Origin of the sequence: Pedobacter caeni (assembly GCF_900129215.1) — a bacterium.
In the GTDB taxonomy this organism is placed as follows: domain Bacteria; phylum Bacteroidota; class Bacteroidia; order Sphingobacteriales; family Sphingobacteriaceae; genus Pedobacter; species Pedobacter caeni.
Genome location: NZ_FQUQ01000004.1, coordinates 175,873 through 195,370 on the forward strand (window position 1 = coordinate 175,873; position 19,498 = coordinate 195,370).

The window sequence follows — 19,498 nt, forward strand, 5'->3', positions numbered from 1 at the left end:
AAAAAGATGAGGTCCAAAATCAAATATATGTATCTATGCTGCCTTCTGGGGTTCAGCAGCATCGGCTATGCACAAAAGAACCTTCAATACCGGATGGAGGTAAAAACAGATTTAACAAAAGGCAGCTTTTCAGTAAAAGGTATCCTATCTTTTCAGACCGAGGCCTATTCGGCAGATTCGGTACAGATCGTCCTAACCAAAGGAGATACAGAGCCGGTCATCCGCCTACTGAATACCGATGTTAAAATCAGCAAGACGGATACCTCCAGGAATTCTTCCGGTGATATCGTCTACCAGCTCAGCTTTTCCAGAAGCCTGGCCCCCGGCAGTCAGCTGAATTTTGATTACCAGTATGAACGTGGTTCCAGACGCAGCTTCCAGTATTTCATAGACAGTACTTTTTGTATGGCAGGTGGTTATGGTACTGCCTGGTATCCACAGGTAAATTCCCTTGCAGATGATGGCAGCAAAAAGTATACAAGAGGTACAGGAACCATCAGCGTTACCACTGCGCCTGCCCTAACTGCAGTGATGGCAGCCAGCACTGCAAAAGTGTTAACCGGCAGCCCGGCCAAAACGCTGGAGTTCAGCTATACCCAACCGGATATTTTCTCTTTATACATCGGAAATTACAATACCCATCATTATAACGGAATTGTCCCCTTTTATGCCTATACCCTGGCCAGTACACCTTATAACGAAGAAGTACCGATAAAATCAGAACAGGTCCTCTCCTTTCTCAGCACCCAGTTCGGCCCTTTAAAAATCCCCAGCTTCAGCATCATTGAATTTCCGGAACATGTGTCCGAGCAAACCGGAATTGGTGGGGCGAGTTTATTGGGTGGCATCCTGATGCCCAGCTCTGCGATCAGGAGATTTAACTATGCCCTGTTCGGTCATGAGCTTGCCCATCAGTGGTGGGGCAATCTGGTAATGGCCAAAGGAAACAAAGGGGAAGCCATCCTTTCGGAAGGAATGGCACAATATGGATCGCTGCAGGTGGTACAGAAGTTTGACCCGGAGCATGCCATTGATTACCGCAAAACAGGTTATCCAGGTTATATCAAAGATCAGTCTGGCTTTGGCTACCTGAAAAATGCGGCTGCAGGAAATGACGAACCACTGACCCGCTTAACCGGTAGCAATGACCACATCATTGCCGATAGTAAAGGCTTTCTTGTCCTGGAATTACTTTCGGAAACCGTAGGAAAGCAAAATTTCAATAAGGCACTTCATCAGATGACCTCCAAATATCAGACTTCCGGTCTCCGCTGGGAAGATTTCACAAAAGAGATCAGTCTGGCCAGCGGAACTAAACTCGATTGGTTTTTTAAACAATGGTTTGAGCAGACCGGTATTCCGGAATGGAAAAGCTCCTGGCAGCAGCAACAAAATGAAGTCCTGCTCAGCATCACACAACAAAACAACAGCTACCGTTTTCCACTCCAGCTCCTTATCACTTATGAAAACGGAGAAAGCAGCCTGAAAAAAGTGGAAATCAGCCAACAAATCAGCAAGCTGAAAATCCCGGTAAAAGGGAAAGTGAAGTCCATCAAAACGGATCCTTATTTTCAGGTGATCCATTGGGGGGAAGAAATGAAACCCGAAGCAGTGGCGATGGCTAAAGTATCTGCAGTCCAGAAACTCCGGATAGAACAGAAATTTGAAGCCGCCGAAAAATTAGCACTTTCTTATATCGATACCCTATCAAAATCCGACAAATACGGGGTTGAGTTCTCTCTCCTCTATATTTTAGGACGTATGAAAGGGACGCAGAAGAAAAACGCAGAAGCACTGGAATATTACATGAGGGCCGTCAGATGTGCTTCAAGAACTACAGATTACCTGGCGTACAGCTATTACAGAATTGCACAGCTTGCAGCAGAAAAAAAAGACCGGGAATTGTTCAACTGGGCGGTTCAGAATGCCTTAAAAGCAGATGAGCTCAACAACGACAACGACCATATCAGGACAATGACAGACCGATTGTCTTTTTAGATACCTGCCGGATGATCTCAATGATCCCTTCCTGCTCAATGATGTACATGCCCAGACGTTCCTGTGAAACGCCTTCTTTTAGCTGATAGGTAAATACCGGTTTGCCTTCTTTAAAAAAGGTATCCATGTATTTAAAAGAAATGTTTTCAAACCTGCGGAGCTCATCGGCCAGTTCAACGATATGGGTGGAAATAAAAAAGATGGAGTTATGGACATGTGAAAGCTCAGAGATAATTAACAAAGAAGCATCAAAAGCATCTTTTACATTCGTTCCTCTAAAGAGTTCATCAAAAATGATAAACATACGCTCCTGTTCCAGGAGCGTTGAAACCGCTTCCTTTACCCTTTTCACTTCGCTGTAATAATGACTCAACCCCTGGTTGAGGTTGTCCGGTAAATTAATGGTGCTCAGCAATCCATTGAAAATGGTCGTCTCCATCTGCGTTGCAGGAACAGGAAAGCCCAGGTGTGACAAATAGATGGCGAGGCTCAGGGATTTCAATAAGGAGGATTTCCCGGCCATATTTGATCCGGTCAGAAAAGTGATGTTTTCTCCTTTTTCCAAAGCAAGGTTATTCTTTACTGCCTGGTCAATCGATGGATGAAACAACCCTGTTAAACTAACCTTAACTTCATTGGCGCCGGAATAAACAGGAAAACTCAAACCCTTTGTACGCGCTGTATTGGAGATGGTTTCGAAAGCATCCAGCTCATAAACGAGCAACAACAAGGCTTTGATCTCCGACTTCAGTTTCCCGCGGCAAGCGTGATCCAGTCTGCTGAGCTGATAAAAACGTAACCTCTTTCTATTCCATCCCCTGGCCACTTTTAGCTGATCAAGCTCAAGAACCTGTCCGATCCTTTGCCCTATTGCTTTCAGGTGTTCCGGGGCATCCTCAGTCAAAAGAATTTCTGTAAAACCGGAAAGGTATTTTAATAAACGGATCAAATGCAGCAGTCCGCTGCTGATGGTATAATAATCACTGCCCGAACGCTTTTGAATAAAATACACCAGGGCATCCAGAATATTGTTTCTGGAATGGGCTTTATTAAACTTCAAATAATGTTCAATCAGGTCCAGCTGCTCGGCTTTGACTTCCAGAACGATCTTTTTATCATAGAAATACTGTATCGCCTCCTTCCGGCGATTCAAAAAGTCAATATCGGACGAGGGCTTTCCCATCATGTCGCGGATCATCTCTTTCCCCCCGATCGTCTTTGTCCACCTGAACAGCTGAACGATAGGATCTGAACCCGAACCATCTGTAAATACATTCAAGTCCCTGTAAGACTGGGCATCCATTTTAAAACTCATAGCATCTGCGATCAAAATCCCATGAAAGGTAATCAAAACATTGCAACAGTTTTCGCCAAAAGACATTTCACAATCATAATTTATAAGTGATCATTGATTATGCCGAATTGCGAATTTTATTTGATATTTTAAATACGGTTTTGAATTACACTTAATTAAATCGGAATGAAATCACGGACTCAAAAGACACTTCTTTTACTACTGGTTTGCCTGTTTTTTTCATTAACCTCACATGCCGATGAAAGCTTATCGGAGAAAGTAAAAAAACTGCCCGATCTTCCTCCCAAAGCCGCACAGGAACTGCTCTATCAGCTTACGATATCCTATATCAGTACGGCAAGCGATACGGATCATATTGCTGCAAATAAAAATATACTTTTAGCCGCACTTGAAGAAAGTAACATCTCCACAAAAAAAGCATTCGCTTATGAAATAGAGGCTTTGGCAGCTAAAAAACTGCGAAAAATGGAAGAAGCAAAACGCTATATCTTACTCGCCCTTAAGGAAGCCGGAGAAGGTAAACCACAAATAGCCAGGTTGCTGAATATCCTTGCTTTTATCGAAACCGATCTTGAAAATTATATGGGGGCCATGGAGAGCTACCTTATGGTTGGTAAAATCTATCAGAAAAACCGGGATACCGCCCGCCTGGTCGCCAATTATAACAACATTGCAGACCTTTATATTAAAAACAACCTGTATGAGGAAGCCATCAATGCCTTAAACCAGGCTACAGAACTGGCCACCAAACACAAAGATGGAGTGGCTCCATATTTCATCTATCAAAACAAAGCCACTGTTTATTTCTACCTTCAAAATCTGGATTCCCTCCAATACTATGCAAAGAAAACACTTAGCGCAAGAAAGAGCTTCCCCTATAACATCATTGCTGAACACCGCTTAAAGTACATGGAGCTCTTCTTAAAAAAAGATACCGCAGTAATTGATGCCATTAAACTGGTGGCAAACAATTACAGAGATCAGGACCATATCTTTACCACCATCCACCTTGCCCGGGCTTACCTGCTATTTGACAAAACCCGGGAGGCTAAAGAACTCATACTAAAACTCCTTTCCTCTCCTGCACTAAAAGATCCGGGATACACCCGGAGCATACTCTACGACTTATTGGGAGATACCTATCAGAAAGAAAAAAACTTCGAACTGTCCTCCCGTTACTATGAAAAAGGGATGGAACAATCCTTACTCAACGCAGAAAACATGATGAGGACCGGCAGCATCCTTACCTTTCTGAAATACGATGAAATTAAAAACAAATATGTCCTGGCACAGGAAAACATGAAAGTCAAAAAGAACTATTTCATGTTGTTAATGGCCCTTGCCCTGGTGCTTATTGTTGCGCTCTTCTTCCTCTACAGATCTGCCAGGGTGAAGAAAAAATACAATGAACTCATGTACAATAAATTAAGCAAAGAAATCTCTTTTATGAACTCCCACGAAGTGAGAAGATACCTGAGTAATATCCAGGGCATCATCATGGTGATTCAGATGAGTGAAGACAAAAAAACCGCCTATGTAGAACTTGAGGATGCACTTTTTGACTCTGCAGAACACCTGGACAATTCCATCAGAAACATCGTGAATAAGCTTCATGACCATACCGAAAGTTCCTACAGACATACTGGAAGTGCTTACCGGCATACCGGTTAATTTGTCCGTTTCCGTTCATCATCATTCCCAAAACTGCGGCGCTTTACGGTCAGATTATCGTTTCCAAAATGATAATTCAGAGAGATCCTGAAGAACCTGCTGCTATTGTTTTCACTGTATACCTGCCTGATTCCGTTGACTACCGAACGGTAATTTTTCAAATAGTTCTGATTGAATACATCATTCATCAGCAATGACAATTGCATCTTGTTTTTTAGCAGCGATTGTTGCAAGCCAATATTCAGTCCGGACATCGCCCCGATCTCATACAATCCCTTTTTAAAGGAAGAGCTATAGCTATAATCTACCTGCAGCTTCGTAGATTTCCCTAATGAAAAAGTATTATTGGTTGATAAATACAATTGCGCAGTGTTTTCAGGGCTGGCCTTAATCTGATTTATAAACTTACTTTTTGAGCCTAAAAGGTAGATTGAATTCTGGCTTTCCCAGCAAGAAATCAACTGTAGACTAAAGTTCTCTCCAAGCCCAAAGTACTGCTCTTTATAATAGTTTTCCCTGGTCAGAACCAGTGTATTTGTTGCTGGATCGGAGCTAAATACCGGACCATAGCCATCCCTGATAAGGTTAAAAAAGATATTGGTTCTCCATACCCCTTTGTAAACATGACTAAAGTCCAAATGATCACCAAAAGAAGGTTTCAAAAAAGGATTTCCTTCAGAATAACTGTTGCTGTTGATGTAGGAACGAAAAGGATTCAGCACCGCAAAATCAGGTCTGTTTATTCTCCTTCCGTAACTAAAGAGGAAATGATGCTTGTTCTCTTTATAACTGAAATAAAGGCTGGGGAATAATTTAAGGTAACTGTTTTTATTCCTCTGGTTTAAAGTGGCCGATTCCCCCTCAGTATCTGTATTTTCAAGCCTTAAGCCAAGTTGAATGCTCAGTTTAGGGTTCAGCTCTTTTACTCCATTTACATATATCGCCTGGTTATTTTCCCGGTACCTGAATTCATTGGAACGACCTGCATCTATCACAGCAGTACCGGAAATGGTATTAAAATATTGGATCTCCCCGTTACTTTTTACAAAGCTGAGCTTTCCTCCGTACGACAAGCTCATGAATTTCAGGGGATACTCCACATCAACCTTTACACTCCCATTTTCTATCCTTCTGCCGGAGACATTTCTTGCCGCCTGATTGGTATTCAAAAAAATCATATCCGGAGAAAAAACATTGGCTACAAAGCGGTTGTCGATTTTAGAATGATAACTGAAATAATCAAGGTCTGCTGAAATTTTCCGGCCAAGGGTGTCTAACCGGGAAATCACATGTGCATTATAGGCCTGACTTCCGGACCGCAGAGCCCTCTCCCCCTGGTTGATCAGCAGAGAATCCAGCTCCATATTGGGGTTGTAAATCCTGATGCCTACAAAATCTTTGGAATCCGGACGCTGCTCATTCCCCTGGTATTGAAGGCCGATACTCGTCTGGTCTGAAAGGTCATAATCAAATGCCATCCGGCCGGAAAGTTTGTCTTCTTTTTGTTTCCCATCGTATGTCAGCTTCCATGGCCCTGAAGGATAATCCGTATCCAGTTCCTGTCTCAGTTTACTATTTCCTGAAGTTCCGGATCCGCTTACTGAAAACCCGATTTTGTTTTTATGGTAGGAATAGTTATTGCTTAATGTGGCCAGACCATAACTGTTCTGATCATAAGATAAAGCAGTCGAATTTTTCCAGGAATTTCTTGTTCCTTTCTTTAAAATGATATTGATCAGGCCACCCGATCCCCCTGCTTCATATTTCGCCGGTGGGTTGCTGATCACTTCAATACTCCTGATGTCTTTCGCCGGTATTGATTTCAGAAAACTGATCAGGTCATTGCCAGACAGTTCCAGCATACGCCCGTTTACCATCACAGCGGAAGATCCTTTCCCCAGCATGCTGATGGTATTGTTTTGGACCACAACACCAGGAGCGGCACTGATGGCAGAAACACCATCTCCGGCTGAGGCAGCAATACTGCTTTCTACATCAAAGATTAAACGGTCTGCTTTATAAGTGATGGCTTTCTTCCTGGCAAATACCTCAAACCCTTGCAACTGACCTGGCTTTTCTGTCAACACAATTGTGCCCAGATCAAGCTCATCTTCAAGGACAAGATTTTTCTCCCAATCTCCCAATCCCAGATAGCTGACCCGGATCTTGTACAAACCTTTTTTAACATCCAGGTCAAAAGAACCATCGTCCTTAGTCAATGTTCCTTTAACAAGGTTCCCCTCAGGATTGGTTAAGATTACGTTTGCCCAGGCCAGTTGTACCAGGTTGTTTTTCACCTGTCCTTTAATTTTTAGTTGTGCACCTGCAAATACCGGCCATGCGATCAGAATGAATAAAATGACGCGTTTCATATTTATATTTTGTTTGCCACAAAGGTGCTGAGGCGCAACAAGGGAAACGTCCGACAAAAAAAGTCGGACTCTTTTTTTCATCGGGAAATCGGTCCGACTTTCTTCAAAACCGTACGACTTTTTGCAAACAGACTGGTAAAAGACCGTTTTCATCAATAAACCAGGAAAGGATAAGCATGGAACAGTAATGTCCTTCAGACAAAAGAATTGCGAAACTGTGTTGGTGTCAGGTCGGTATATTTTTTAAATGCAGTATGGAAAGAAGATTTCGAATTGAAGCCCACCTGATAAAAAACTTCCTGAATATTTAAACCACTTTTCGCCGGATCTTTTAAAATCATCATGGCTTTCTGAATGCGGTATTCATTCACAAAATCAAAAAAATGCTGATTCAGGTGCTGATTGATCAGGATAGACAATTCGCGTACGGGCATTTCCATTTGAATGGCCAGGTCCTGGACCGTTAATGAAGGTTCAAGGTAAGGTTCTGCACTGCTCATATATTCCTTCAGCTGTCTGATTTTTTTATGCTGTTCCTCATTCCCTTCCTGTTGCTTCATTGGAACCTCTCCTGCCAGAGCAGGAAGGCTATCCTCAATTGGCGCTAACCTGGAGTCAATCCCCCTGAACAGGTCGGGATAATACAAGGCCTTCATCACAAACCAGCACAAAATAAATACGGCATTGATCCCTACAAAAATCTGCGCCCCGTTAAAAATATCGGAAGATCCCATAAACAAAAGCAGGTCCTTAAACATCACGATCGTATGAACAACAGTGATGACTACAGTCAGCTGAAACAACCATTTATAAGTGATCGTGGCCGTATCCGTATAGTTTTCCAGGTAAACCTTTCTGTATTTCCTCAGCAGCAGAAAAACCGCAATGATATAAAATGCGAATTGCAGGTGGCCAAAAACCATGAAAATCGCTCCGGTATACCCCCCTCCGTAAGTAATTAAAAAGCTGACTTTACCTGCCGGTTCTGCCAGATAACAGACGGGTAATAAGTACAGGTTTTCGATCAGAAAAGGAAGCGCATGCAACAGGTGTTTAGGCTTTAACCTGAAATCTGTGTAGCAGCGTGCCAATGCATAAAGAAAGAACAAAGGATTGATCAAAGCTGAAGTGCTCCTCCGGAACATTTCCAGATCCGGATAATGCCGGGTAACAGGATAGATAAACCAACCGCTAAGGTCAATGGCATTCAGAATGATAAAAGCTGCAAGAAGAACATTGCCCAGCTTATTATTCGTAGCAACCGTGAGCAGGAAAAATGATAAAAGTAAGGATACAAAAACGGCAACTATTGAAATAATGGCGATTAGATTTTGTTCCACGGTTTGCTTTTGTTGGTTTATATACGAATGTAATACATTGTTTCAAATCCGGATGTCCCTGCTCAAAAAAAACACAGCTTAGATTCCTGCCTGGCGCCCCAGACACCCCTATAACCAGCAGAGTATCAACCCTTCCAAAACCATCGTTTTCCAAATCTCATTTGGAACTTACAAAATATTATTTATACATTAACAATTCTTTCGCATTGTTCAAATTCTTGTAAATAATGGATAAGTATGATAAAACTTCTGAATCTGCCCTCTGGCAAAGCTTTAAATCCGGCGATAAAACCGCGTTTAAAGCTATATATTACGAGTATTACATGCTGCTTTACCGATATGGGGTAAAAACATCTGCGGATACAGAACTTGCGGAAGATTGCCTGCAGGATTTATTTTTAAAGCTCTGGAAGAACAGAGAAAACCTTGGGGAAGTCAGCTCGGTTAAAAGTTATTTATACAGGGCTTACATCCGGACCTTGTTTGATGCCATGAAGAAATTCCGGAAGGAACACCAGTTTGGCGACCTCAGCACAGAGACCTCAGAAAGCAGCATCGAAGAGACCATTATCGAAGGTCAGACGCATACCGAAAGTAACCTCCATTTACACCGGGCCTTACAACACCTCAGCCGGCGGCAACGGCAGGTGGTCCTGCTCCATTATTTTGAAGGCCTTTCCTATAAACAGATTGCCGAAGTACTCCCCATAAAATACCAGGCCATCCGGAATTGCATCCATGAAGCCATTAAAGTACTCCGGAAGAACATTGCCTCCCGTTCAGGATAGCCCTGATAATTATTTTTCAAAAAACGGGTACAAAACACAGATCCCCCCGTCTGTGTAATTACAAAAGCAATAAGCAATGAAAAGAAACTACTTTGTATTAGGCCTGATCTTACTGACATTCTTTGTCATCTCCTTTTTAACCAATATCATCGGGCCCCTGGTACCGGATATCATCAGGAGCTTTTCTTTAAGCCTCACCACCGTTGCCCTGCTTCCCTTCGCCTTCTTTATCGCCTATGGGGTGATGTCCATTCCTTCCGGCATCCTGGTAGAAAAATATGGAGAAAAGAAAGTCATGTGCGCTGCTTTCTTCATTTCTTTCCTGGGTGCACTTCTTTTTGTAATTACACCAGGCTATTTCAGTTACATGTGTTCCCTGTTTTTTATCGGAGCCGGAATGGCGATGCTCCAGGTGGCCATCAATCCCCTGCTCCGGGTAGCCGGAGGCGAAGAACACTTTGCCTTCAATTCAGTACTCGCCCAGTTTTTCTTTGGTCTGGCTTCTTTCCTAAGTCCTTTGGTTTACTCTTACCTGGTGCTAAACATTGGTAAACCTGAAGGAGATTCCAGTGCAATCATCAGCTTTTTTGAATCCATCACCCCCAAAGCACTTCCATGGATTTCGCTTTACTGGATCTTTGCGATCATCTCGGTGCTCATGGTCATCGTCATTGCTTTGATCAAAATCCCTAAAGTAGAACTGAAAGGAGAGGAGAAAGTTGGAGGCTGGGAAACCAATACTACCCTCCTTAAAAACCCAACTGTTATCTTCTATTTTCTGGCCATATTTTGTTATGTCGGATTAGAACAGGGCGTAGCCAACTGGATGTCCGAATTTTTAAATACCTATCATCAGATTGACCCCAAAACAGCCGGCGCCAGTGCGGTTTCCTGGTTTTGGGGATTACTCACCATTGGCACCTTACTGGGACTCCTGCTCCTAAAGTTCATGGACAGCCGTAAAGTTCTGATTTTGTTTACCGGAGCCGCCATATTAAGCCTGGCTTTTGCCTTGTTTGGCCCGGCAGCAATTGCCCTTTGGGCTTTTCCAATGGTTGGTTTTTTCGCATCTGTGATGTGGTCCATCATCATATCCCTTGCCCTCAACTCCATGAATAAACACCATGGCGCCTTATCAGGAATCCTGATCACCGGAATTTGTGGTGGTGCAGTGATTCCCCTGCTGATCGGATGGATCGGCGATATGACCTCTCTGAAAACAGGAATGATCTTTATGTTCATCATGCTGACTTATATCCTGAACATAGGCTTCTGGGCCAAACCACTCGTTCAAAATGAAACCATCTCCAGTAAAAAAAATAAAAAAGCAACAAACAATGAATAAAGAATTACTGATCGGTGTTGACCTCGGGGGCACAAATGTACGCTCCGGGCTGATCAAGGGAAGTGAAATCCTTCAAATCGATAGCCGCCGCATCAGCTCCAAAGGAACCGAAGCAGAAGTCCTTGCTGAACTCATCGCCTCCATTACACAGGTCATGGACCCTTCTGTAAAAGCAATTGGCATTGGCGTACCCGGTATTCTGGATACCAAAGAAGGACTGGTCTATGATGTGCAGAATATCCCTTCCTGGAAAAAGGTTCCCTTAAAACATATTTTAGAAGAACATTTCCATATCCCCGTTTACCTGAACAACGATGCAAACTGCTTTGCTATGGCAGAATGGCATTTCGGCAAGGGACAAGGAACAGCAAACCTCAGCGGACTCATCCTCGGAACAGGAGTTGCAGCAGGCCTGATCTGTAACGGACAGCTTTATGAAGGCCGTAACTGCGGTGCCGGAGAGTTCGGAATGATCCCCTACCTTCAACACAACTATGAATTTTATTGCAGCGGCAATTTCTTTAGCCATTTCTATCAGATCACAGGGGAAGAAGCTTACCGTAGCGCAGTACAGCATGAACCCATTGCCTTACAGGCTTTTCAGGAATATGGAATACACCTGAGCTGGCTCATAAAATCAATTCTATACGCGGTAGATCCGGAAGTCATCGTTCTGGGAGGCTCAGTAAGCAAAGCTTTTTCCTTTTTTAAAGCAAGTCTATGGGAACATTTAGCCGATTTCCCTTACAAACCTGTTATAGAAAACATCAGGATCGAAGCCTCTGAAAAAGACAATATTGCGATCTTAGGTGCCGCAGCATTATGTCTTGCAAAAAGCTAAAAACAATAAAGCCCCAAATGGGGCTTTATTGTTTTGCGAGGCTGACCAGAATTTTGTCCTGCTTTTTAAAGCTGTCCAGAGTATTATCCTGCCTCAAATACTAACACAAATGCAAGCCTAAATTTTCTTTATTAAAAATAAATTATAAAAAATATAAAACAACAACAAAAATAGCCTTTAAATGTAAACTTATAAATAGTCATCAATTCTTCTGATTTTCCCCCTTTCTTTTTTATAAAGTGTAGATGCATCGTCATCCTGTATTTCAACCTGGTATTGACCGTCACTAAAATGAAAAGCATCTTTTCTGAGTGCTGTGATTAAGGTTACTTCATATCTGTTTGTTGATAAATAATGGTATTCAACTATGATATTTAAATTTGGATTATTGGTATCAACAAGGGTCAAAACCACTCTTTCTGACCTGCCATTAACGCTAAAATTTACAAAAGAAAAACCTCGTACTTTAATAGAATAATATAATAAATGCTTAGCAGCTTCAACTAAGTGTTTTAATTTCGCTAATGTTATATTTCAATAAAAAAATAAATATCTCGCCATAAAAGGAGTACAAAATTAAACTCAGCCCGTCTTAGATAGAAACCAACCTTTCAAAAGATGAAAAAGCTAAACCTACTCCTTCTTGTCTTGTTCCTATGTATGATTTCCTATTCAGAAGCTATTGCGGTAGAATATGTCCCCATTAAGGTTGAAAAGCATGTCCAGGGAGCGCCCATCACTTTAGGGATTCCCATTCCTAATGGTGCACTGTACTCCCCCGACCAGGTGCGCTTGCTGAACAAAAAAGGTAAAGAAATCCCTTCTCAGATTACAGAAGTGAACAATTGGATGCCCTTAAACAACAGCATCAAATGGATCTGGGTATTTTTCTTTGCCGATGCAGACGACAGCTATATGCTGGAATATGGGAAAGACGTGAAAAGAGAAGATTTTAAAGGCGACCGCGTCATCATCCGGAACGTTCAGCCCATGGGCAGTTATACCGAAGTAAGCACCGGCCCACTGAACTTCAAAATCAAAAAAGACAAAGGTGGCTTTTTTGAAGTAGTCAGGTTAGATACCGATAAAAATGGCTTTGACGATAAAGACATCATCGCACAGGGTGATAAAGACAGGGGTTCTTTTCTGGATCTTCTCGATCAGGAAGGACTCGATCCCTCTAAAGCCATCATCACCAGAAGTGTCATTGAAAAAGGCTCCGGCCCCCTCCATGGCATCATCCGTCTGGAAGGAGAATACCTGTATTCCAGAAAAGACAACAATGCCGCTCCTTTTGTACTCAGGATCCATGTCTATGCCGGAAAATCTTATGTAAAAGTATTACATACACTCACCTATACAGGGGTGCCAGATCAGCACCAGGTGCAAAAAGGAGAACACGCCAGAATTGCAACACAGAGCAAAGACATTGTTTCGGAAGAGGAAAGTAATGATAAAGGATGGAGTAAACCTAACGACCAGATTGCTGGCACCGGCTTCTCACTGAACTATAAACTAAACGGAGCGATTTCTTATAAAGTGGGTTACAAAGACGGGAAATGGTGGGAAAACCCAAAAGAAAAGATCTATGAATTTACAGAACAGGGAACGAAAAACACTTCTCTGTTTCAGACCGGGCCAAAACCAAATAAAGTGGCTCCCGTACCTGAATCCTCACAAACGACAAGAATAGAAGGTTTCTCGGCAAGCCTCTCTACAGATAAAAAAGAACAGTTAAAAACCGCAAAGGCAAGCGGATGGATGGACATCAGCGACAAAAAATGGGGAATCGGGATCGGTATCAGGTACTTCTTCGAAGAGTATCCAAAAGAACTCCAGGTTCTGGGTGCCACACAAACCGCCACAGCTTATCTCTGGTCGCCCCAGGCCGGGCCAATGAGCTTTGCCAGAGACAGCAATGCACCGGATGATGGCATCCTTGGTAATTTTGCACAGGGCCTGGCAAAAACAAGTGAACTGGTGTATTACTTCCACGAAGCTTCCGCAAGTACTGCCTCGGTACAACAATCCTTAAACTATATCCTTGATCCCGCAGTAGCACATGCCAGTCCGGAAACCTATGCCAATTCTAAAGTATTCGGCTCCTTCTCCCCTAAGGGCAACGACTTTCCGGAGTATGAACGCGGGATGGACTATAAATACGACTGGGTACTCTTCAACCAAAACTGGGCACCATGGTATGGTATGTTTGAATTTGGCGATTATAAAAATTACTACATCAACAACAAATGGGAAATGTGGGCCAATAATGAACCCGCACAGGATTATATGTTATGGATGCATTTCATGAGAACCGGTGAAGCAAAATACTTCAATGCCGCCCAGGCCACGAGCAGACATACCATGGATGTAGATAATATCCACTGGCCCAAAAAACCGGTCTATTATGGAGATACCAATCCCGTGCTGGACTACCTTCAGCACAAAGAAATGCCAGACTCCACCAGCCCCTACCTGGGTATCGGAAAAAGACATGGCGACCAGCACTGGACCGCTGTTCTGAGTGCCCACGTCTGGGTTCAGGGATGGCTGGCCGACTATTTCCTGGCAGCCGATCACCGCGGCCTGGACATTGCCCGTCAGACGGCCGATACTTACATCAAGCGCATCTGGGGAGACCATGACCTTATGGGCCGCAGGTTGTACCTCTCGGTATGGAACATGACCGAAGTATATGATGCCACCAAAGAGGAAAAATACCTGACCGATCTGCAGGACCGGGTAAAACACATGTTATACCTGCAAAACAGTACAGAACAAAATAACAGCCTGGTTATTGACCGCTACGGTTATTCCCAGGTCTATGCTTCCCAGGGACTGAGAAAATATTATCAGATTTCAGGCGATGAAAATGTAAAAGCAGCACTGATCAGACATGCCCGTTCGGTAAGAGACAATGAACCGGTTTCTTACTTTATGGAATCCTATCTTTCTTCCATTCACAGCTTATTGCTGGGCTATGAATTTACCAAAGATAAAACCTATCTGAATAAAGCGCTGGAACGTGCAGAAGTATTAAAAACAGAAGCTTCCCCTATAAAATTTGATGACTCAGCAACCCAGAAACAACTGGCAGAGACCTTACTGAAAGTGAGTCACCTTCCGCAGGATCCGGAAAAGGAATATGCAGAATGGGATGTCAGAAATGCCCTTCGCGTTTTCGGTTGGACACATGCCTACAATGTCCCTTACCTGCTCTACTGGCTAAGAAATGAAGATCAGAAAAAAACAGCTAAAAAATAATAAAAATTTACAGTACAAAACTTAAACCTCAACGTCTTAGCTTAAAAACAAACACCATTCATCCCCCAAAGAAAACATGAAAAAGAAAGTATTCAACAATGACCTCGAACGAATCGATGCCGCCTGGGAAAAACTGGAGCCTATGCTCGGAGAAGATCAGCCGGCAACCATAAAACTCAAACCCTGGTTTAACAGAAAACTGGCTGCCGCAGCCATCCTTATTCTGGCCACGACCATAGGCTTATGGTTCATGACTCAGCAAAATGGCGAACTGCAGTACGTCACCAAATATGGCGAAACCGCAAGGATCGTTCTGCCCGATAGCTCAGTTGTTTTCCTGAACGGAAACAGTAAGCTGAGTTATCAGAAAAACTGGTCTGGTAAGGGCGACAGGGAAGTGAAAGTGGATGGAGAAGCCTACTTCTCGGTAAAACATACCCATTCCAATCAGAAGTTCTTTGTGAGAATGGCCGACAGCCTTTCGGTAGAGGTCCTGGGAACAGAGTTCAACATTTCCAAAAGAAACAATGAAACCAGAGTCGTGCTGAATTCCGGAAAAATAGATTTTCATATGGATCGTATGAAAGATGAAAAAAGCGGGGTAATCCAAATGAAACCAGGGGATCTGGTAGAGTACCAAAGCAAAGCTCAGGCCTATACCAAACGTAAAGTAGATCCGGCAGTGTACTCTTCCTGGAAATCGTCCCGCCTGGTCTTTGAAAAAACCACGCTTAAAGAAGTATTAAAAACCCTAAAAGATACCTACGGACTTCACATAGAAGTTCAGGATCCCAGCCTGCTGAACAAAAGTGTGTCCGGATCTGCACCAACAAAAAACATAGACATCCTCATCAAAGGACTTTCAGAAATATTTAACATCAATTTCATTAAAAAAGGAGACACGCTTATCGTTACCACCACAACCGCCACTATCAACTAAATATTTATCATTAACCAAATTCAAACACTATGGTAAGAATTCTACACCTGCTACTTATCTTCCTGATACTTAGCTCATCACTGGTATTTAGTCGTGCCCAGTCTTATGCCCTACTCCCGACTGCCAATCATGGGGTATCCAGACCGGCTGCCCGACAGTTTAAGCCTTTAAAAGAGGCCCTTAAAGAACTCGAGCAAAGCCATAAAGTGTCGATCATGTTTGACAGTAAACTGGCAGAAAAAGTCAGGGTATATGTACAGGAGAACCCAGGTAAAGAGACCATAGAAACGGTATTGACAAATATGTTGACGCCGGTAAACATCAATTATAAAAAGATCGCAGAACAGTTTTATGTGATCAATTTCAAAGAGTCAAAAACAACAGAAAACACGGGAACGACCGGCCCAAAAGAAAAAGACAACAACGAACCGGCCACAGAAAACCAAACCAACCAGCTTCAGCCGGCCAGGCTGATCACGGTCTCAGGAATGGTGACCGATGGAAGTAACGGAGAGGTCCTTCCGGGAGTTTCCATTAAGCTGAAAGGAGCCACAACAAGCAGCAGCACCGATGGGAATGGAAAATATTCCATCCGTGTCCCTGAAAAAGGAACGCTTGTTTTCTCGTACATCAGTTATGTCACGAGGGAAGTGCCCATTACCGGAAACCCGGTATTGAATGTGCAGCTCCTGCCCGATCAGCAGAAACTAAATGAGGTGGTGGTTGTAGGAGTCGGTTATGGTACGCAACAGAAGAAAAACCTGACCGGATCTATTGCCTCCATCTCCGCAAAAAACATCAAGGATATTCCCGTAACGAGCTTTGAAAATGCCATCCAGGGACAAATTGCAGGTGTACAGGTACAGGAACCCAGCGGGGAACCCGGTGCCGCCACCACCATCCGCGTGAGGGGAATCGGATCGATCTCCGCAGGAAATGAACCTTTGTATGTCGTGGATGGTTTCCCGGTATCCAAAAACGTGGAGTCCGCAACCCAGGGAGATGTTTCCAAAAGAACAGTTGCCTTCCGCCCTGCCCCAGCCAATCCACTGGGGACCATCAGTCCGGGAGACATTCAATCCGTTGAAGTACTAAAGGATGCAGCAGCAGCAGCAATTTATGGATCAAGAGGCTCCAATGGGGTCATCATCATCACCACAAAGAAAGGAAAGAGAGATGGTACCTCCACCGTTAGCTTTGACTCCTATTATGGAGTGCAGACTTTAGCAAACAAAGTAGACCTGATGAATTCTGCCGAGCTGACCCGCTACGTGCTGGATGCAAAAAACAATGCCTATATCCAGGATTTCCCCAATGCCAACATCAATGACCCCAATTCCGTAAGGTATACCAGGAGTACCAATACCAGCTATTATATTCCCTCCGACTTTTCCAATCCTACCGGAACAGATACCGATTGGCAGGACATTTTATTCAGGAATTCCAGCATACAAACCTATAACCTGTCCCTTTCCGGCGGTGCCGAAAAACTGGGATATTACATCTCCGGAAATTATTACAATCAAAATGGAATCATCGATAAAACAGGTTTCAAGCGATACAGTTTCCGCATCAATATAGAATCTGATCCCGTTAAAAACCTTCGTGTGGGGGCCAATATCAATCCTTCCTTTACCGACCAGGCAAAAGGATCTACCAGTGCCCCTTATTTCGCAGACCCTCCGGGAGCAGTATATACGGCATTGGTAAATTCCCCAACGGTGAGGCCTTACCTACCCGACGGCAGCATCAACCAGACCAATAACCAAAGTCACCTGAACACGGAAAATGGAACAGGAACGAACATGACCGCATCAAGCAACCCTTTGGCGGTAGTGAAACACATCCATGATGACCTCTCCCAATTCAGGACCTTTGCCAATGCCTATGCAGAATACAGCATTTTTGAAGGACTGAAATATAAGCTGATGCTCGGTACCGACATCAACAACTACAACAGAAAATATTACCGGGAAAAAGCCTTTCTGGATCGCGCAGCAACGGTAGGTGTCCCTTATGGGCAATCCAACTCTTCATTGGAAACCAATTGGCTGGCCGAAAACACCCTTTCCTACAATAAAGTATTTGGCCGCCATAGCCTGTCTGCAGTAGCAGGATATACCGCCCAGAAAAACAAAATCAGAAACAATCAGGTTCAGGCAGAGAATTTCCCTGACGACCTGGTACAGACCGTAAGCGGCGGACAGGTAACGGGAGGAACAGCAACAGAAGAAGAATGGTCGCTGGTTTCCTATCTGGGTCGTGTAAACTATGCCTTTATGGACCGCTATTTACTGACGGCTACCATCCGTTCGGATCGTGCTTCGAGGTTTGGAGAAGGAAATAAAGTGGGCTATTTCCCTTCCTTCTCAGCCGGATGGAGATTGTCGGACGAGGCTTTCATGAAAGGCCTGAAATTCATCAATGATTTTAAAATAAGGGGCAGCTGGGGTAAGACAGGAAACTTCCTGATTCCCAACTATGCTTCCATCGGATTGTTAAATCCTTATAATTATGTGTTTGGCAATGTAGTGACCAATGGCGTTGCGCCATCTACACCAAGCAATCCAAGCCTGACCTGGGAGAAAAACAGACAGGTAGATATCGGGCTGGACATGAGCCTTTTCAACAACCGCATCTTCGCCTCTTTCGACTGGTACAACAAACTGACCTCAGACCTTTTGTTAAATGTTCAGGTGCCTGCAATCGTGGGTTATGGAAATACAAACCCACTGAGAAATGTTGGTGAAGTAGAAAACAAAGGCTTTGAAGCTTCATTGACCACGCATAACCTTGTTGGGGATTTCACCTGGAGCACCGACATGAACTTCTCTGCCAATAAAAATAAAGTGCTGAAACTCGGGGCTTCCGGAGATCCGATCCTGAGCTCAGGTGGTGCGGGTATCCGTCACATTACCAGAATCGGTGATCCGATCGGCAGTTATTATGGATATGTAGTGGAGGGTATTTACCAGACACAACAGGAAATCAATAATGCCCCTAAAGATAAACTGGCGCCTAAAGCAGCGCCCGGAGATTTCAGGTTCAAAGATGTTAACGGAGATGGAATCATTGACGCCAGCGACCGTACCGTCATCGGAAATTACCAACCCGATTATACCTACGGAATCACCAACCGCTTTAGTTACAAAAAGATCGAACTCAGCTTCCTGATCCAGGGCGTACAAGGCTCTGAAGTGCTCAATTTAACAAGAAGACACCTTGGAAACGGAGAGGCCAATACCAATTCTTATGCGTTTGAAAACAACAGGTGGATCTCTCCGGAACAACCCGGAGACGGAAAAACACCTCGTGCAGACAGGTTGGGGGATTTGCATGGGTTCAATAACCGCCCTTCCACCTATCAGGTCGAAAATGCCTCTTACATCCGCTTGAGGAATGTAACGGTGGCCTATACCCTACCTGAGAAAATCATGGGAAAATACTTCTCTTCTTTCCGTCTTTATGTTTCCGGAACCAACCTCTTTACCAAAACAGATTATGTGGGTTACAACCCGGAGGTGAACAACCAATCGACGGCAAGTGGCGTACAGGGTGAAGATTACGGGGCATACCCCCTATCCAGAAATTTCACTTTTGGTATCAATGCCTCATTTAAGTAGT

The 19,498-nt window shown here is 43.7% G+C and carries 11 protein-coding genes; 8 read left to right on the forward strand and 3 right to left on the reverse strand.

The genetic code is table 11. The features are described from left to right. Window positions 1-6: 6 nt before the first annotated feature. Window positions 7-1,998 (forward strand): M1 family aminopeptidase, encoded by a 1,992-nt coding sequence (locus BUC20_RS20150; protein WP_073232890.1) that lies wholly within the window; start codon window positions 7-9, stop codon window positions 1,996-1,998. Here BUC20_RS20150 and BUC20_RS20155 read toward each other — a convergent pair. Then, window positions 1,967-3,313 carry a MutS-related protein gene (locus BUC20_RS20155; RefSeq protein ID WP_159441134.1) on the reverse strand — a complete coding sequence of 449 codons (1,347 nt, stop codon included), beginning with the start codon at window positions 3,311-3,313 and terminating at the stop codon, window positions 1,967-1,969. The genes BUC20_RS20150 and BUC20_RS20155 overlap by 32 nt on opposite strands. 165 nt (window positions 3,314-3,478) lie before the next feature. Between BUC20_RS20155 and BUC20_RS20160 the strand changes: the two genes are divergently transcribed. Next, window positions 3,479-4,984, forward strand: coding sequence for a tetratricopeptide repeat protein (locus BUC20_RS20160; RefSeq protein WP_073232892.1), 1,506 nt, complete (start codon window positions 3,479-3,481; stop codon window positions 4,982-4,984). Here BUC20_RS20160 and BUC20_RS20165 read toward each other — a convergent pair. Together BUC20_RS20165 and BUC20_RS20170 are read right to left on the reverse strand one after the other, a co-directional pair. Next, window positions 4,981-7,356, reverse strand: coding sequence for an outer membrane beta-barrel protein (locus BUC20_RS20165; protein WP_073232893.1), 2,376 nt, complete (start codon window positions 7,354-7,356; stop codon window positions 4,981-4,983). The genes BUC20_RS20160 and BUC20_RS20165 overlap by 4 nt on opposite strands. A 194-nt stretch (window positions 7,357-7,550) precedes the next feature. Further along, window positions 7,551-8,696, reverse strand: coding sequence for a helix-turn-helix domain-containing protein (locus BUC20_RS20170; RefSeq protein ID WP_073232894.1), 1,146 nt, complete (start codon window positions 8,694-8,696; stop codon window positions 7,551-7,553). A gap of 227 nt (window positions 8,697-8,923) precedes the next feature. On the opposite strand from BUC20_RS20170, the gene BUC20_RS20175 reads away from it, so the two are divergent. The 6 genes from BUC20_RS20175 to BUC20_RS20205 all read left to right on the forward strand — a co-directional run bounded on the left by BUC20_RS20175 (window position 8,924) and on the right by BUC20_RS20205 (window position 19,497). After that, window positions 8,924-9,484, forward strand: a complete 561-nt coding sequence (locus BUC20_RS20175; protein ID WP_073232895.1) for an RNA polymerase sigma factor — start codon at window positions 8,924-8,926, stop codon at window positions 9,482-9,484. A 76-nt stretch (window positions 9,485-9,560) separates the two neighbouring features. After that, entirely contained in the window at window positions 9,561-10,829 is a 1,269-nt protein-coding gene (locus BUC20_RS20180; protein WP_073232896.1) for an MFS transporter, read from the forward strand. Beyond that, on the forward strand, window positions 10,822-11,670 hold the full coding sequence (locus BUC20_RS20185) for an ROK family protein (protein WP_073232897.1): 849 nt from the start codon (window positions 10,822-10,824) through the stop codon (window positions 11,668-11,670). Before BUC20_RS20180 ends, BUC20_RS20185 begins: the two co-directional genes overlap by 8 nt. 618 nt (window positions 11,671-12,288) lie before the next feature. Then, window positions 12,289-14,934, forward strand: coding sequence for an exo-rhamnogalacturonan lyase family protein (locus tag BUC20_RS20195; protein ID WP_073232899.1), 2,646 nt, complete (start codon window positions 12,289-12,291; stop codon window positions 14,932-14,934). A gap of 76 nt (window positions 14,935-15,010) precedes the next feature. Then, window positions 15,011-15,874, forward strand: coding sequence for a FecR family protein (locus BUC20_RS20200; RefSeq protein ID WP_073232900.1), 864 nt, complete (start codon window positions 15,011-15,013; stop codon window positions 15,872-15,874). 29 nt (window positions 15,875-15,903) lie between these two features. Then, complete coding sequence (locus BUC20_RS20205) at window positions 15,904-19,497, forward strand: SusC/RagA family TonB-linked outer membrane protein (RefSeq protein ID WP_073232901.1); 3,594 nt, start codon at window positions 15,904-15,906, stop codon at window positions 19,495-19,497. Window position 19,498: the final 1 nt, after the last annotated feature.

What these genes read in the sequence shown, in the direction of transcription:
- BUC20_RS20150 (WP_073232890.1), top strand. Translation starts at nt 7, where the DNA reads ATGAGGTCCAAAATCAAATATATGTATCTATGCTGCCTTCTGGGGTTC.
- BUC20_RS20155 (WP_159441134.1), bottom strand. Translation starts at nt 3,313, where the DNA reads ATGAGTTTTAAAATGGATGCCCAGTCTTACAGGGACTTGAATGTATTT.
- BUC20_RS20160 (WP_073232892.1), top strand. Translation starts at nt 3,479, where the DNA reads ATGAAATCACGGACTCAAAAGACACTTCTTTTACTACTGGTTTGCCTG.
- BUC20_RS20165 (WP_073232893.1), bottom strand. Translation starts at nt 7,356, where the DNA reads ATGAAACGCGTCATTTTATTCATTCTGATCGCATGGCCGGTATTTGCA.
- BUC20_RS20175 (WP_073232895.1), top strand. Translation starts at nt 8,924, where the DNA reads ATGGATAAGTATGATAAAACTTCTGAATCTGCCCTCTGGCAAAGCTTT.
- BUC20_RS20180 (WP_073232896.1), top strand. Translation starts at nt 9,561, where the DNA reads ATGAAAAGAAACTACTTTGTATTAGGCCTGATCTTACTGACATTCTTT.
- BUC20_RS20185 (WP_073232897.1), top strand. Translation starts at nt 10,822, where the DNA reads ATGAATAAAGAATTACTGATCGGTGTTGACCTCGGGGGCACAAATGTA.
- BUC20_RS20195 (WP_073232899.1), top strand. Translation starts at nt 12,289, where the DNA reads ATGAAAAAGCTAAACCTACTCCTTCTTGTCTTGTTCCTATGTATGATT.
- BUC20_RS20200 (WP_073232900.1), top strand. Translation starts at nt 15,011, where the DNA reads ATGAAAAAGAAAGTATTCAACAATGACCTCGAACGAATCGATGCCGCC.
- BUC20_RS20205 (WP_073232901.1), top strand. Translation starts at nt 15,904, where the DNA reads ATGGTAAGAATTCTACACCTGCTACTTATCTTCCTGATACTTAGCTCA.